The sequence below is a fragment of the Mesosutterella porci genome, from assembly GCF_022134585.1.
GTDB classification, from domain to species: Bacteria; Pseudomonadota; Gammaproteobacteria; order Burkholderiales; family Burkholderiaceae_F; genus Mesosutterella; species Mesosutterella porci.
Genome location: NZ_JAKNCT010000018.1, coordinates 1 through 13,714, shown reverse-complemented (window position 1 = coordinate 13,714; position 13,714 = coordinate 1). Strand labels below are relative to the sequence as shown.

The window sequence follows — 13,714 nt, the reverse complement described above, 5'->3', positions numbered from 1 at the left end:
AGCTCTCTGGCCAGAGTTTTCTTGGGGCGACCGTGTAAAAGCCCCTCGCAGGCTTGTTCTCTAATGGAGAGCGGGATGGACATGGTTTTGGGCTCCTTTGTGTCCAAAAAACCAATACCACTTCACTCGAAAAGGCAGAGAAAAGCCCGCAGAGAATTTTTCCCTGCGGGCTCATCTGCCCGAGGCTCCCGCTGGCGTTGGCGGCGGGAGGGGCTCAGGACCTCTCAGCCGAAGACTCGTCAGGCCTTCTTGGAAGCGGCCACCTGGGCGGCCACTTCAGCGGCGAAGTCGTCGCTGCGCTTCTCGATGCCCTCGCCGACCACGAAGAGGTTGAAGGCGACGCACTTCGCGCCCTTGCTCTTCAGAAGCTGGCCGACAGTCACCTTGTCGTTCTTCACGAACGGCTGATTGAGCAACGTCACTTCCTTCAGGAACTTCTTCACGGAACCCTCGGCGATGCGCTCGATCAGATTTTCGGGCTTGCCGGACTCGCGGGCCTTCTCGATAGCGACGCGGCGCTCGGACTCGATGGAGGCCTGGTCCACGCCGGACTCGTCAAGAGCCTTCGGGCGGGAGGCGGCCACGTGCATGGCCACGTCATGCGCGAGCTCGTCGTCACCCCCGACGATGTCCACCATGGCGCCGATCTTGGAGCCGGCATGGACGTAGGAGTCGAGACGGCCCTGAGCCTCCATGCGCACGAAGCGGCGGAAAGACATGTTCTCGCCGATCTTGCCGACCAGGCCCTTGCGGATTTCCTCAAGGGTCTTGCCGTCCACCGTCAGGGCGGACAAAGCGGCGACGTCAGCAGGATTCTTCTCGGCCACGAGCCGGGCACCGGCGTTGGCCATCGCGAGGAACTCGGGGTTCTTCGCAACGAAGTCGGTCTCGGAGTTCACTTCGAACATGGCGCCGAGCTTGCGGTCCTCGGAAATATATACAGCCACAACGCCCTCGGCGGCGACGCGGGCGGAAGCCTTGTTGGCCTTATTGCCAAGCTTCACGCGAAGGATTTCCTCGGCTTTGGCGAAGTCGCCTTCGGCAGCCACAAGAGCCTTCTTGCACTCCATCATCGGAGCGTCCGTTTTCTGGCGAAGTTCTTTCACAAGAGCGGCAGTAATAACGGCCATTTATTTCTCCTGACTAATAATCAGATTGGATGAAAAACATAAAAAGGGACGCTCTTTACAACGGGCGCCCCTTTTCGTTCATGCGGCTGAAAGCGCTCTAAGCTCAGGCCTTGGGGGCTTCTTCAGCGGCAGCCGGCTCTTCGGCGACCTCAACGAACTCTTCGTTCGCATCGGCCTTATCGGCACCTTCCTTGTGCTCGGCGGTGCCGGCAATGATGGCATCAGCGATCTGGGAGGCGTAGATGGCGACGGCCTTGCCGGCGTCATCGTTGCCCGGGATCACGTAATCGACATTGTCGGGGGAGCTGTTCGTATCCACGACGCCGATCACCGGGATGCCGAGCTTCTTGGCTTCCTGGATGGCGATCTTGTGATAACCGACATCGATGACGAACAGGGCATCAGGCCGGGCGAACATGTTCTTGATGCCGCCGATGGAGCGATTGAGGGACTCGATCTCGCGAGTGTAGTCAAGCGCTTCCTTCTTGGTCATCTTCTCAAGGCCGCCGTTGGCGACGTTGTCTTCCATCTCCTTGAGATGCTTGATGGTGTTCTTCACGGTATTGAAGTTCGTGAGGGTGCCGCCGAGCCAGCGGCGGTCCACGTAGTTCATGCCGGCGCGCTGCGCCTCGGCGGCGATGATCTCGCGGCCGCCGCGCTTCGTGTCGACGAACAGGATCTTGCCGCCCTTCGCAGCGAGATCGTGGGCGAACTTCTCAGCCTCGGCCAGCTTGGCAACGGTCTTCTCGAGGTTGATGATGTGAATGTGGTTGCGGGAACCGAAGATGTACTGGGCCATCTTGGGGTTCCAGAAGCGGGTCTGGTGACCAAAGTGGCAACCGGCTTCGAGCATTTCGCGCATGCTAACCATGATTTTTTTCTCCAAGGTTATCGTCTGACACTCCGCTTTATGCGTCCGGCGCCGCCGTCCGCACCTCGGTCAAGCGAAGTGGCTATTTAAAAATAGAAAACGTTCTTCGGAAAGAACAGGATTTAAGTTTCGTCTGTCGATAAAACGACGGACGCGGCATTATATTACAAATGCGGCGAGGCCTCAACCGCGCGCGAGCCGCCAGCCCCGCGCCACTTCGTGTACCATGTGCCGCAAATAATCCAGTTTGAAAAGCTCCACGCGGCAGCGCCGGCTGCGCGGCCCGGGCGGCTTTCCCTGCAAGCTAAAATCATGAGCGAAAAGAAATTACCTGAAATCCACATCTGCACGCCGGAGGAAATCGAGGGGCAGAGGACGGCCTGCCGGCTCGCCTCGGAACTGCTCGACTACATCACGCCCTTCGTGAAGCCAGGCGTGGCCACCATCGAGCTCGACCGCCTGATCCATGACTACACGGTCGACGTGCAGAAATGCCGCCCGGCTGACCTCGGCGTCAAGAATGACCGCGGCGTCCCCTTCCCCGCCTCGAGCTGCATCTCCGTGAACAACGTGGTCTGCCACGGAATCCCTTCGGTAAAGAAGCTGAAAAACGGCGACATCGTCAACATCGACGTCACGAGCATATGGAATGACTTCTACGGCGACACCTCCCGCATGTTCATCGTGGGCAAACCCACCATCGCCGGCTCGCGCCTGTGCAGGGTCACTTACGAGAGCATGTGGCGGGGGATCGAAGCGGTCAAGCCAGGCAATACTTTCCTCGACATTGCACTGGCCTGCAACAAGGTCGCGGTTGACGCCGGCTGCTCCATGGTGCGCGAGTACGGCGGACACGGCATCGGCAAAGGCGTCTTCCACGGCGAGCCCTGGGTGTCGCACTATCCGATTCCGCCCGCCGATTATCCGCCCTCGGGCATCGTCCTCGAACCCGGCATGATGTTCACGATCGAGCCGATGGTGAACGCGGGCCGCCACCGGATTTCCAATCTGGGAGACGGCTGGACCGTGGTGACGACAGACCGGTCGCTGTCGGCCCAATGGGAGCACACGCTCTACGTGACAGAAACCGGCTACGAGGTCCTCACGCACTCCTCGGGCTGCCCCAAGCCGCCGGAATGGGCCTTGCAGCAGTGGTGAGCGCCCCTGCTGATGGAAAAAGCCGGAGCCTCTGAGGAGGTGAACTGTCCCCAGAAGGTGAGACACTTTCTGGGGATTTTCATGTCCAAAAAGATCTCGATTGAAATTCGTCAAAAAGTATTGACGTTACTGAGGCAGGGAGCTCGATCCTTTACGATCTCAAAACAGCTGGGATTGGCCCGCATTAGCGTAGAAAACTGGCAAGCGGCATTTGATCGTGGTGATGTTTCATGGAGCCTGGATAACAGCTGGCGGAAAAGAACTGAAGCCATGGCGTGGCAGGCTGTCAGGGTGTACCCTGTTTGTCAATCGTACAATGCGGCGGGCTGTGCTTTGGGGATGAGCGCCAGCGATGTACGTCGGTATGTGCAAAACGTTGAAAAGTTCGGCGCTCCCATCCTCAAAAGAGGGGTCCGTTGCCAAGCCCCGGAGATCAAGAACATGCCTGATAAAACAACTGCATCCCGCGGCAAAGAAAATGTGGCCAAAGAGCTTAAGACAGCCCGGAGGACCATTGAGGAACAGCGGATTGTCCTGGACTGCCTGCTGAAGTCCATAGACGAGCATCTGGGCTCAAAAAAAACAATGTGCCATCCTTGATTCGGCAATTAAGAGCGCACATCGCAGCGGGGTACCCGTTGCCCGAGCTTGCGAAATTGCAGGTGCCAGCCGGAGCACCTTTTACCGCCGTATTGGAAATCCTGGTAAAAGAGTGCTCGCGGCTAAGGCTCTTGGCGATCGCATCAAAGTGCTCCAAAAACGCCACGAAGGACGATATGGCGTCAGAAGGATGACGGCAGCCCTTCGCATGGATGGCCATAAACGAAAACCCGGACACAACCAAGTCGCACGCGCCATGAAGGAACTTGGATGCCAGGCCGTGATTCGAAGGAAGAGCACATACAGAGTCAGCCTCACAAAGGGGCGGCTGGCCGACGGGACTGTTCTCGAGAACACGCTGAATCGCAAATTTACTCAACAGGAGCCGGGCAAGGTATTTGTGACGGATGTAACCTATATTCCAACTAAAACTGGCTGGCTCTATCTTTCGCTCGTTATGGATCTTTGCACTCGCGAAATCGTCGTCTGTGAAATGAGCCCCTGCCAAAATATGGCGCTTGCGATGCAGGCGCTCCACTCGCTTAAGGCGGTGGCCAGCGGACCGGCTGTGCTGCACAGCGACCAAGGAGTGCTGTACACCAGCCCGATGTTCAGGAAACAAGCTCGGGATTACGGCTTTAAGCAGAGCTATTCACGCAAAGGGAACTGTTGGGACAACGCCGTCATGGAGGGCTGAAACGGAACGCTGAAGACGGAGTGGCTGTACCACCCGGACAAGCGCTTTGACAAAAATCTGTTGACTTTTAACCAGGCCCGGCGGGAAATTGAAGCCTATTGCGCCTATTACAATGAGAAACGCATTCAAGCGAAATTAAGTTACCGCTCCCCCAGGCAATTCAGGGAAGCGGTAACAGGTAAAACCACTCCGACGCTCAATTAATTCTGTCTCACAAAGTAGGGACAGTTCAAGGTCCCGGCTTTTTTCTACAGCGGCGGCAAAAGCGCCGGGCCTGCTCTCTTTTCAAGCCCTCTTTCTTCCATAAGCAGCCCAGTACACCATTCCGACCAGCACCCCGCCCACGATATTGCCCAGCGTGACCGCCGACAGGTTGTAAGCGACGCCCGTGAACGTCAGGGCGGAAGCATCAACGCCCGGGGGAACCGGGAAACCGCTTGCGAGCAGCAGCAGGCCCAGCGGCAGGAAATACATATTGGCCACGCAGTGTTCAAACCCCAGGGCGACAAAAGCCGATATCGGAAGCACCACGGCGAACAGACGGTCAATGACCGTACGGCTCGCAAAGCCGATCCATACCGCAAGGCAGACAAGAACATTGCACAAAATGCCCTTGAAAAAGAGAACCGCCCAGGGCATCGAGACTTTTCCCGAGGCGATTTTCAGCATGGCCGCACCCATTTTCCCGAGAGCGTAGGTCTGCGAGAGGTAGACGAGGGCGACCAGAGCGAGCGCCCCGATGAAATTGAAAACCCAGACCCAGGCCCAGTTGGCAAGCATCGGTGCCGTGCCGATCCGGCCTGAGAGCCGCGCCGCCACCATGAGGGAGTTGCCCGTGAAGAGCTCTGCTCCGCAAATGATGACCAGGGCAAGGCCCAGGCTGAAGACAACGGCGCCCGCAAAGCGCTGAACGGCAAAGGACAGCGTGTCATCAGCCATGAACAGCGTGAAATAAAGCCCCCCCAACCCAATGAAAAAACCTGCCGCGACCGCAAGGGGCGCGAGTTGGGAAAGCCTCATGGCGGCCTTCGAGACGCCCACCGCCTCAGCCTTTGCCTCTATGGCCGCCGGAGCGAGAGCCTCAGGGGAAGGCGCAGCGCCTCCGGTTGGTGAATTCGCCTTCTCCATCAGAACCCTCCCAAAAATATATGAGCCCGGATCAAATCCTAAATGCAAAGGGACAGGGTTGGTAGAACCCTGTCCTTCAAGACTAGGGCCTCAGGAGTATAGCCCCTTCACAGTGACTACACCGTCTTTTTTGACGAAGCGGCCGCGCGCCACCACGCTCACCGGCTCATACGAATCGTCTAGGATGCAGAAATCTGCATCCCAGCCGATGCGCACGCGGCCCTTGGGGATCATGAGCGTATCGGAGACATTCGAGGTGATGAAGGGCAGCGCCCGCTCCAGCCCGAGTTCCCGCGCGAGCAGCTTGAACGCCCTGAGGTTGTTGCCGATGTCGAGAGTGTCAAGCGCCTTGAGGGCCCCCCTTTCGTCATACACGGGCAGCGCCCCGTGGCCGTCCGTCGAAAGAGAGATCCGGTCACCCTTCACTCCCCTGTCCAGGGCCCGGAGCACAGCCTGTGCAGCTTCCGTCGGGCGGTCCGTCGTAAAGTCCACCCTTCCGCCCGCCTTTGCGAAGGCCACTGCCGCGTCGAAATCCCTCGCGCAGTGGGTGGGCAGAAAATGCTCGATGGGCAGTCCGCGCTTCACGGCCTGCTCGAACATCCCGAAAGCTCCCCCCAGAGTGCCAACGTGCACGTGCAGGATCCCGCGCTTGCCGGCAAGCCGTCCGCCCTCCCAGGCCTCAGCCGCAAGCCTCATCATCTCCTCGAGTGAAATGAAGGAGGCGCGGCATTCGGCCATGGCGATCTTGACGCCCAGGCACTCCGGAATTGAGTAAAGGTCCAGCTTCACGGATCCCGTAAGCGAAGTGGGCGGATAGGCATAGTTGGAAGTCCACATCCAGGCCGAGATGCCCTCGTTCTGCAGGGCGCGCACCTTTGCTGGCAGCGAAACGACCGAGCGCGAAACGGTATCGGCGCCGAGAACGCCCACCACGGTCGTGTCGCCGCAGCTCACCGCCTCTTCGACCCGCAGCTCGGGGGCCCGCGTCTGCTGCCCGCCCTCGCCGCCCCCGCCCGTCACGTGGACATGCTCGTCAATGAAACCAGGGACAAGACTCGCCCCGCCGGCGTCGAACGTTTCGAGGCCGGGCCAGGAGAGATCGAGATCAGGAGCAATTGCGGCAATTCTTCCTTCTGAGACAATAATATCTCTGATGCCAACCTTTACAGGGTCATATAAAAGAGCGTTTTTGATTAGAAAACTAGACATTTTATGTATATGTTTCCTTACAATACGCTTCTAAGAATTGCTGCGACATCTGCGGCCTTGAGCGGAACGTAGTGCCCCAGCGGCCCCTTGGCAACGGCGCGCTCGGCCAGCTGCTCGATCGGCGCGTCGCCCGCCCCCAGCTCGCGAAGCGTCAGAGGCATGCCAAGGCTCTTGTAGAAATCGCGAAGGCTGGCGACAGCGCCGGCCACGGCCTTGCTTTCGTCCAGCTCGGGGTCTACCTCCATCACGTTGCGCGCCCACTGCAGGATGCGGGCGGGATTGCGGCGCGCTACATAAGACAGATATCCAGGCGTCACCACGGCAAGCCCGGCTCCGTGAGTGATCTCCGGCTTCCAGGCCGAGAGCTCATGCTCGATGCCGTGGCAGGCCCAGTCCTCTTCCTGCCCCAGCCCGAAAAATCCGTTGTGAGCGAAGGTTCCCGCCAGGCCGATCTGGCTCCAGGCGTCATAATCCTGGGGGAACTTGTGCACGAAGCGGCCGTACTTCATGATCGTTTTCATGGCGGCCTCGGCCTGCGCGTCCACAAAGCCCGTCCCTGTCGTATTGGTGAGGTAGCGCTCCATGATGTGGCTCATCATGTCGACAACGCCGGCTGCAGCCTGCCAGGCCGGCAGCGTGAAGAAGAGCTCAGGGTCAATCACGGAGAGGTAAGAGCGGATCGCCTGGCTGGCCGTCCCCCATTTCCTGCCTTCATTGGTGATGACAACGCGCATGGACAGCTCGGAGCCGGCCGCAGGTATGGTTAGAACGACAGCGATCGGCAGAGCCTTCGTGCAGACGGCTTTTCCGCAGAAAAAGTCCCAGACGTCACCCTCGTAGGGCACCCCCATAGCGGCGGCCTTAGCGGTGTCGATCACGGAACCTCCGCCCACGGCAAGAAGCACATCAGGCTGCCAGTTTCTGCACTCCGCAATCAGGTCGCGGACAAAGCCGATGTCAGGGTTGGGATGCACTCCGCCCTTTTCCCTCACCTGCAGCCCCGCCTGGCGCAGCGAGGCCATGACGCGGTCATAGAGTCCGCTGCGGCGGATGGATCCCCCGCCGTAGACCATCATCACGCGGCCGCCAGGGAAGCGCTCGGCCAGTCTGTTCCCGATCTCGCATTCACAGCCCTTGCCAAAGACAAGCTGCGTGGGGGAACAAAAATTAAAGTTTTGCATCTTTAGGCTCCTTGCGATCAGCCAACCGGCGCCTGGCGTCCGGGATCGGGCGCAGCCTCGCCGCGGGCTCCTTAATGGAAAAGCGAACCGAGCTTTTTACCCCGGCTTCGCTTGACTTTGTCTTTCTTAAAGTCTATCTTTCCTGCCATGCCGATGACAGTCCTTTTTTCCGGCAGGGATCTTTTTGTGCCTGTTGTCCGGAATTCGTTGAACTGGCTTCGTACTCATCGAAGCCTGCAGAACTGTTTCCTGAAGAATCTTCCCTTTGCGGGAAGATTTTTTTTGCATTCCTGCGGGCCGCACTCCTCCCGCCGCCCGCTTTTATCTCAATACCGGAGCCGCCGACCCTGTGGCCGCAGCAATCCGAATCCCCACACAATATATTTGCTCGAGGCTAAAAAGCATGACTGACAAACCCTTGACGGTACGCGACCTCATTGAACCGGCCATCATGAAGGCCGGCGGCTGGGTCAACACGCACGCCCACGCGGACAGAGCCTTCACGCTGTCTGAAAAGGTGCTTGAAATCCGCAGAACTTACTCGCTGCAGCAGAAATGGGACGTCCTCGACCAGCTCAAGCGCAACTCTACCGAGGAAGATTACTATCGGAGGTTCTGCCAGTTCTTCGAGCTGATGATCAGCCAGGGCGTGACCGCAATGGGAACCTTCGTGGACATCGACCCGCAGTCTGAAGACCGGGCGATCAAGGCGGGCCTGCGCGCGCGAGAGCACTATCAGGATCAGATTACGGTGAAGTTCGCCAACCAGACTCTCAAGGGTGTGATCGACCCGGAGGCCCGCGCCTGGTTTGACCGCGGCGCACAGGTCGTCGACATCATCGGGGCGCTCCCGAAGCGCGACGAGAGGGATTACGGGCGCGGCGAAGAGGCCTTCGACATCATCATGGAAACGGCCAAGAAATACGGGAAGATGGTGCACGCGCACGTCGACCAGTTCAACACCTCCGATGAGTACGAATCCGAGATGCTCTGCTCCAAAACGATCGAGCACGGCATGCAGGGACGCGTCGTCGGCATTCACGGCATCTCGATCGCCGCTCATTCACAGAAATACCGCAGCCGCCTCTACAAGCTCATGAAGGAAGCGAAGGTCATGATGGTGACCTGCCCGACAGCCTGGATCGACACCCGGCGCAGCAACACGATCGGCCTGTCGCACAACTCCATGACTCCGGTTGACGAGCTGATCCCCGCAGGCGTCACGGTCGCCCTCGGCACCGACAATGTCTGCGACGCCATGGTGCCGTGGTGTTCAGGAGACATGTGGCACGAACTGCAGCTGCTTGCCACAGGCTGCCGGTTCGATGACTTCGACAACCTGGTCAGAATCGCAACGGTCAACGGCCGCAAGGTTCTGGGCCTCATCCCCTATGACAAGAAAGCAGCCGCCTGAAGCCGGAGGAACACCTGAAATGCAGAGAAATGAAAACAAAAGCAACCGCCGCCTGATGGCCTCTTCGCCGCTTGCGCGGGACATCACCGCTGAAAACCTCCTGAGCATCGGGGCGATCAACTTCCTGGACGAAGAACCGATCCGCCTGAAGTCAGGCCTGGTCACCCCGATTTACGTCGACAACCGGCAGCTGATCTCGCATCCCGAGGAGTGGCATGACGTCATCGAGACCATGGCCTCCTTCGTGGAGGAGCTCAAGCTGGACTTCGACTGCATCGCGGGAGTCGAGTCCGCGGGAGTCTGCCACGCGGCAGCCCTCGCCTATCGAATGAACAAGCCCGCCATCTACGTGCGCCGCTCGGCCAAGACCTACGGCGACCGCTCGAGGTTTGAGGGCGGCTCGGTCAAAGGCAAGAAAATCCTGCTGATCGAGGATCACATTTCCACCGGCTTGTCCTGCCTCGACGCGATCGAAGCTCTGCGAGCCGAAGGAGCAACGGTCACCGACTGCCTGGCCATCACGAACTTCGACATGCCGGAAACCGCAAGACTGTTCGAGAAAGCCAACGTCGTCACCTACTCCATGCTTCCCTTCTCCTTCATCCTCGCAAAGGCCGAGGAAATGAAGATGATAAACTCCGACCAGCTCAAGGATCTCACGGACTGGCTCACCACGCCCTGGACCTGGGTTATGCGCCGGGGCGCGGCAGTCACTGGAGCCGAGAACTGAGCATTCAGCGCACCGCCTGAAAACGCTATGGGCGAAGCCCCCATTTCCCGGGACTTCGCCTTCTTCTATAGCTAAAATGAAAGCTGTATCAGAAATAATCCTTTAGGAAGAACTTCATGCAGCTCACAAGATTCACAGACTACAGCCTGCGGGTTCTGCTCTACCTGAGCGTTGACAGGGACCGCAATCCGCCGGTCACAGTTGAGGAGCTTTCCTCACAGTTTGCGATCAGCCGGAATCATCTGGTGAAGATCGTGCACAACATGGGACAGCTCGGCTACATTGTGACGCTACGCGGCAGGGGCGGCGGCATCCGCCTCGCTCGGGACCCGGCCGAGTACCGGATAGGCGACATCCTTCAGGAGCTCGAAGGCAGCTCGGTGATCGACTGCCACAAGGTGGACTGCGTGCTCACCGGCCACTGCAGCCTCGCCGGCGTGCTCTGGAGAACCATGCGCAAGTTCTATGAGGAGCTTAACCGGTATACGCTGGCTGATGCGCTCGATCCGGACACTGAAAACGCAGTCCTCGCCATCCATCCGACTCTGGAAATGCTGCAGCACAGGCGCACGATGCTCAAGGAAATGCGCTTCACGCCCTGCGGCGCGCCGGCAAAGGCGAAAAGGTGCCGCGCCCAGCCTGTCATCCTTCCTGAGAATATCCGCTTCAGAACTGAAAAAGCCGAACCTTCCAAGACCGGGAAATCCTGAGCCTGAAAGGCGGGGGAGTCAGTTGCGCGGCACCCCCAGGGTCTGCTCGGCCTCAGGTTTCGAAAACCGAGAACGAACAAGCCAGATATGGGTGAAGGCAGCTAGCTGCACAATCCCTGAAAAGATCATGACGGACTGCAGCGTCATGAAAGAGGCAACGGCTCCGCCCAGCAGCGGCCCGACGATGGAGCCCGCCTGCTGAACGGAAAACGAAACCCCGAACACGCGGCCGCGATCTGTAACCGGGGAGTAGCGGGTCAGCATGGCGTTAATCGCCGGAAAAATCCCCGCGAAGGCCAGACCGCCGATAAAACGCAGCAACACAAAGGGCTCGAGAACGCCGGGAAGCGCTGAGACTATGGCAAATATGCCGGCCCCGAGCATCGAGACAAGAAGAACGGGCTTGAATCCGATCGACTGTCCGACCCAGCCCCAGATCGGCGAGGCGATTACGCCTGCGATGCCCAGCACTGCAAACACGTAACCCGAAATGGCCACGAGATGATCTGTCGTCCCCAGCAGCTCGCCCACGTAATAGGTAAAAATCGGCATCGACACGGTGATTGAAGTCTGGGTGAGCGCCGCCGCCACAAGAAGCGCGGAGATGACCGGAATCTTGAAAAGCGAAGAGCGCCTGGGGCCTGAAAGCGGGATTGACGCGGCGGCAGCCTTCCTGTCGCGGGGCTTCTCCCGAACGGCAAAAAGAATGACGAGAGTGATGGTAAAAAGCGCCGCACCGCCCGTGAAAAAGGAAAATCTCATGCCTAGATACTGGGCAAGGACGCCGCCCGCCAGCGGCCCGATGACATGTCCAGCCGTAAGCGCCCCCTGCATGATGCCCATGGCAAAGCCGATCTTACGCTGAGGGCAGTTCGATGACATGAGCGACAGCAATGCGGGCCAGAGTCCGGCGGCAAAGCCTTGCAGAACGCGCACCAGGAAAAGCTGAAACGGCGTCTGAACAAGGCCGCCCAGCGTGTAAGTCAGGGCCAGCAGCACCGCCGAGCGGATCGCCATCATCTTGCGGCTGCCTCGGTCGGACATAGCGCCCCAGATCGGGGCCATGATGGCGCTGAAAACGAAGGTAACTGAAAAAATAGCCCCTGACCACAGATTGACATGGTCAGAAACGCCGAGCTCCTGCGTCAAGTACAGTGGGAGGAACGGCACGAGCATCGTATAGCTCGCCGACATCATCATCGCGGTGATTGTCAGAATGCCAAGAAGCACCTTCCAATTCATCGGAAAGCGCTCTTCAGGATTTGTATTTTCAGTCATGGAACCACTGTACCACCAAAAGGGAATCCCTTGAAAAAGAAAGGCTCTGCCGCCACAATAGAGCGAATCGGAAGGACGGCTGCAGGCCGGCCGGGAGCGCGGAGCAAAGGACAGCAGGATGACGGACCGAATGGACAGAGAGCTTGAGGAGGCGAAGAGGCTCGCAGAGCACGCACAGTCGTTCATCATTCTGGTGCGAGGGATCCGGGGCACGGGGAAAACAAGACTCGTGAAACGCCTGTTCCCGGATTTCAGATACGTTTCCTGCCGTTCGGTCAAAACGAGAAACCTGGCGCAGAACGCTCCTGAAGCGTTCCACTCGGTCTACGGGAGCCCGCTCATAATTGACGACTGTGAAAAAGCCCCCCGCCTGATCGAACTTGAGGCAGCCGGAGCTGAAAGCCGGAAGCTCGTTCTGGTAGGCAACCCCGGACACAAAGAGCTTCAAAAGCTCAGGAGCGGAAGCCGCTCGCCCTTTATGAAAATAGAACTAACGCCTGTCCCGGAGAAACATGAGGCGTTTGAGGAACTTATTGCCGGAAGCAAGCCGCAGGAAGCAGAGATAGAGATCGCAGGGCTGGCCTGCGGCGCTCTTCCCTCGCTAAACGGTACGCCGCCAGGCCATGAGTCAGACTTTTGGTCTGACTGGACCGCGGCCTTCATGGAGGAAACGGCCGAAAGCCTTTTGAGGGTCAATGATCCGGAATCGTTCTACCGCTTCATGAAATCAACCGCTGCCGCCTCGGGGCGAGAGATAAACATGAGTGAGATCGCCCGAGGCTGCGGCAAAACCTCCATGACGGTCGCTTCCTGGCTTCAGGCGCTGAGCGATGCATGCGTCATCCATGAGCTGCGACCGCTCAAAACAGAGCAACGCCGCCCGGTCAAGCGCTCAAAAGCACTTTTCGCAGACCCAGGACTTGCGGCCTATCTCCTCGATGCCGCTGAGCCGGGTGTTCTCAGCAGGAGCCCGTTCCTGCCCGGACTTATGATCAATGAGGCGGCCTGCGGACTGTCCGGTGGGATTTGGGGAGACCCGGAGCGCATCAGCTACTACAGAGACTCAAACAACGTCGGCATAGACCTGATCTACAGCCGGCAGGGAATCCTTCACCCAATATCTGCCGCCAGCACGGAAGAGCAGCTCAGACTCAAGATGAAGCATTTCGGCGTTCTTGAAAAATTAGGTGAAAACCGCTCCGCAGGCCTCATGCTCGTGAGTGAGCCAGAGCTGCAGAGAATCTGTACAAAGTGCGGCGTGAGTTCAATCTTGTTCCGGGCGGACTGACAAAGCCGTCTCTCAAAAAAGGAACACCTCCGTTTCCTGAGCTCTGCCGCCTCGCTGCCCAGGGTAAAACAGGCTCCTAGGAGCGTCCACCAATCTCATGCGACGTGCCTTGAGGCGCACGCAGGGCGGTTCGAGGCTTCGATCGAAAAGGCCCGCTTTTCCGAGCGGGAAAAGGAAAAGCCCCTCCGGACGGATGTCCGGAGGGGCTTGATGGAGAAGCCTGACGGTGACCTACTTTCACCAGAAATACAACTGACTATCATCGGCGCAAAGGCGTTTCACTGTCCTGTTCGGAATGGGAAGGAGTGGGGCCGCCCTGC

General features: G+C 58.8%; 14 protein-coding genes and 1 rRNA gene. 8 read left to right on the top strand and 7 right to left on the bottom strand.

Features of this window, described 5'->3' with window-relative positions; translation table 11 throughout:
• Nucleotides 1–239 precede the first annotated feature (239 nt).
• Entirely contained in the window at nucleotides 240–1,130 is an 891-nt protein-coding gene (tsf, locus tag MAF45_RS11025) for a translation elongation factor Ts (protein WP_237980674.1), read from the bottom strand.
• 103 nt (nucleotides 1,131–1,233) lie between these two features.
• Entirely contained in the window at nucleotides 1,234–2,001 is a 768-nt protein-coding gene (rpsB, locus tag MAF45_RS11020; RefSeq protein WP_237980672.1) for a 30S ribosomal protein S2, read from the bottom strand.
• A 312-nt stretch (nucleotides 2,002–2,313) separates the two neighbouring features.
• Between rpsB and map the strand changes: the two genes are divergently transcribed.
• The 4 genes from map (at nucleotide 2,314) to MAF45_RS11500 (ending at nucleotide 4,660) form a co-directional block, all read left to right on the top strand.
• Nucleotides 2,314–3,159 carry a type I methionyl aminopeptidase gene (gene map / locus MAF45_RS11015; RefSeq protein ID WP_237980670.1) on the top strand — a complete coding sequence of 282 codons (846 nt, stop codon included), beginning with the start codon at nucleotides 2,314–2,316 and terminating at the stop codon, nucleotides 3,157–3,159.
• Nucleotides 3,160–3,240: 81 nt separating this feature from the next.
• Nucleotides 3,241–3,759, top strand: a complete 519-nt coding sequence (locus MAF45_RS11010; RefSeq protein WP_237980668.1) for a hypothetical protein — start codon at nucleotides 3,241–3,243, stop codon at nucleotides 3,757–3,759.
• On the top strand, nucleotides 3,725–4,456 hold the full coding sequence (locus tag MAF45_RS11005) for an IS3 family transposase (protein WP_326520686.1): 732 nt from the start codon (nucleotides 3,725–3,727) through the stop codon (nucleotides 4,454–4,456). The genes MAF45_RS11010 and MAF45_RS11005 overlap by 35 nt, the downstream gene beginning before the upstream one ends.
• A 9-nt stretch (nucleotides 4,457–4,465) precedes the next feature.
• Nucleotides 4,466–4,660 (top strand): IS3 family transposase, encoded by a 195-nt coding sequence (locus MAF45_RS11500; RefSeq protein WP_370659321.1) that lies wholly within the window; start codon nucleotides 4,466–4,468, stop codon nucleotides 4,658–4,660.
• An 81-nt stretch (nucleotides 4,661–4,741) separates the two neighbouring features.
• Here the strand turns inward: MAF45_RS11500 and MAF45_RS11000 are convergent, their stop codons facing one another.
• From MAF45_RS11000 to MAF45_RS10990, 3 genes are all read right to left on the bottom strand, one after another.
• Nucleotides 4,742–5,584: a formate/nitrite transporter family protein gene (locus tag MAF45_RS11000; RefSeq protein ID WP_237980666.1), complete on the bottom strand. Its 843-nt coding sequence runs from the start codon at nucleotides 5,582–5,584 to the stop codon at nucleotides 4,742–4,744.
• 90 nt (nucleotides 5,585–5,674) lie between these two features.
• A complete protein-coding gene (locus MAF45_RS10995; protein WP_237980664.1) occupies nucleotides 5,675–6,793 on the bottom strand; it encodes an amidohydrolase family protein in 1,119 nt (372 codons plus the stop codon).
• Nucleotides 6,794–6,810: 17 nt separating this feature from the next.
• Nucleotides 6,811–7,974, bottom strand: coding sequence for an iron-containing alcohol dehydrogenase (locus MAF45_RS10990; protein ID WP_237980662.1), 1,164 nt, complete (start codon nucleotides 7,972–7,974; stop codon nucleotides 6,811–6,813).
• Nucleotides 7,975–8,377: 403 nt separating this feature from the next.
• On the opposite strand from MAF45_RS10990, the gene MAF45_RS10985 reads away from it, so the two are divergent.
• The 3 genes from MAF45_RS10985 (at nucleotide 8,378) to MAF45_RS10975 (ending at nucleotide 10,828) form a co-directional block, all read left to right on the top strand.
• Entirely contained in the window at nucleotides 8,378–9,388 is a 1,011-nt protein-coding gene (locus tag MAF45_RS10985) for an amidohydrolase family protein (RefSeq protein WP_237980660.1), read from the top strand.
• Nucleotides 9,389–9,407: 19 nt separating this feature from the next.
• Complete coding sequence (locus MAF45_RS10980) at nucleotides 9,408–10,118, top strand: orotate phosphoribosyltransferase (protein WP_237980657.1); 711 nt, start codon at nucleotides 9,408–9,410, stop codon at nucleotides 10,116–10,118.
• Nucleotides 10,119–10,234: 116 nt separating this feature from the next.
• On the top strand, nucleotides 10,235–10,828 hold the full coding sequence (locus tag MAF45_RS10975; RefSeq protein WP_237980655.1) for an Rrf2 family transcriptional regulator: 594 nt from the start codon (nucleotides 10,235–10,237) through the stop codon (nucleotides 10,826–10,828).
• Between the two features lie 18 nt (nucleotides 10,829–10,846).
• Here MAF45_RS10975 and MAF45_RS10970 read toward each other — a convergent pair whose 3' ends face one another.
• Complete coding sequence (locus tag MAF45_RS10970) at nucleotides 10,847–12,106, bottom strand: MFS transporter (protein ID WP_237980653.1); 1,260 nt, start codon at nucleotides 12,104–12,106, stop codon at nucleotides 10,847–10,849.
• Between the two features lie 130 nt (nucleotides 12,107–12,236).
• Between MAF45_RS10970 and MAF45_RS10965 the strand changes: the two genes are divergently transcribed.
• A complete protein-coding gene (locus MAF45_RS10965; RefSeq protein ID WP_237980651.1) occupies nucleotides 12,237–13,394 on the top strand; it encodes a DUF8612 domain-containing protein in 1,158 nt (385 codons plus the stop codon).
• A 218-nt stretch (nucleotides 13,395–13,612) separates the two neighbouring features.
• On the opposite strand, the gene rrf is transcribed toward MAF45_RS10965, so the two are convergent.
• A 5S ribosomal RNA gene (gene rrf / locus MAF45_RS10960) occupies nucleotides 13,613–13,714 on the bottom strand; the annotation flags it as partial.

Excerpts from the sequence above, each read along its gene's own strand:
- tsf (WP_237980674.1), bottom strand. The coding sequence starts at position 1,130 with ATGGCCGTTATTACTGCCGCTCTTGTGAAAGAACTTCGCCAGAAAACG.
- rpsB (WP_237980672.1), bottom strand. The coding sequence starts at position 2,001 with ATGGTTAGCATGCGCGAAATGCTCGAAGCCGGTTGCCACTTTGGTCAC.
- map (WP_237980670.1), top strand. The coding sequence starts at position 2,314 with ATGAGCGAAAAGAAATTACCTGAAATCCACATCTGCACGCCGGAGGAA.
- MAF45_RS11010 (WP_237980668.1), top strand. The coding sequence starts at position 3,241 with ATGTCCAAAAAGATCTCGATTGAAATTCGTCAAAAAGTATTGACGTTA.
- MAF45_RS11000 (WP_237980666.1), bottom strand. The coding sequence starts at position 5,584 with ATGGAGAAGGCGAATTCACCAACCGGAGGCGCTGCGCCTTCCCCTGAG.
- MAF45_RS10995 (WP_237980664.1), bottom strand. The coding sequence starts at position 6,793 with ATGTCTAGTTTTCTAATCAAAAACGCTCTTTTATATGACCCTGTAAAG.
- MAF45_RS10990 (WP_237980662.1), bottom strand. The coding sequence starts at position 7,974 with ATGCAAAACTTTAATTTTTGTTCCCCCACGCAGCTTGTCTTTGGCAAG.
- MAF45_RS10985 (WP_237980660.1), top strand. The coding sequence starts at position 8,378 with ATGACTGACAAACCCTTGACGGTACGCGACCTCATTGAACCGGCCATC.
- MAF45_RS10980 (WP_237980657.1), top strand. The coding sequence starts at position 9,408 with ATGCAGAGAAATGAAAACAAAAGCAACCGCCGCCTGATGGCCTCTTCG.
- MAF45_RS10975 (WP_237980655.1), top strand. The coding sequence starts at position 10,235 with ATGCAGCTCACAAGATTCACAGACTACAGCCTGCGGGTTCTGCTCTAC.
- MAF45_RS10970 (WP_237980653.1), bottom strand. The coding sequence starts at position 12,106 with ATGACTGAAAATACAAATCCTGAAGAGCGCTTTCCGATGAATTGGAAG.
- MAF45_RS10965 (WP_237980651.1), top strand. The coding sequence starts at position 12,237 with ATGGACAGAGAGCTTGAGGAGGCGAAGAGGCTCGCAGAGCACGCACAG.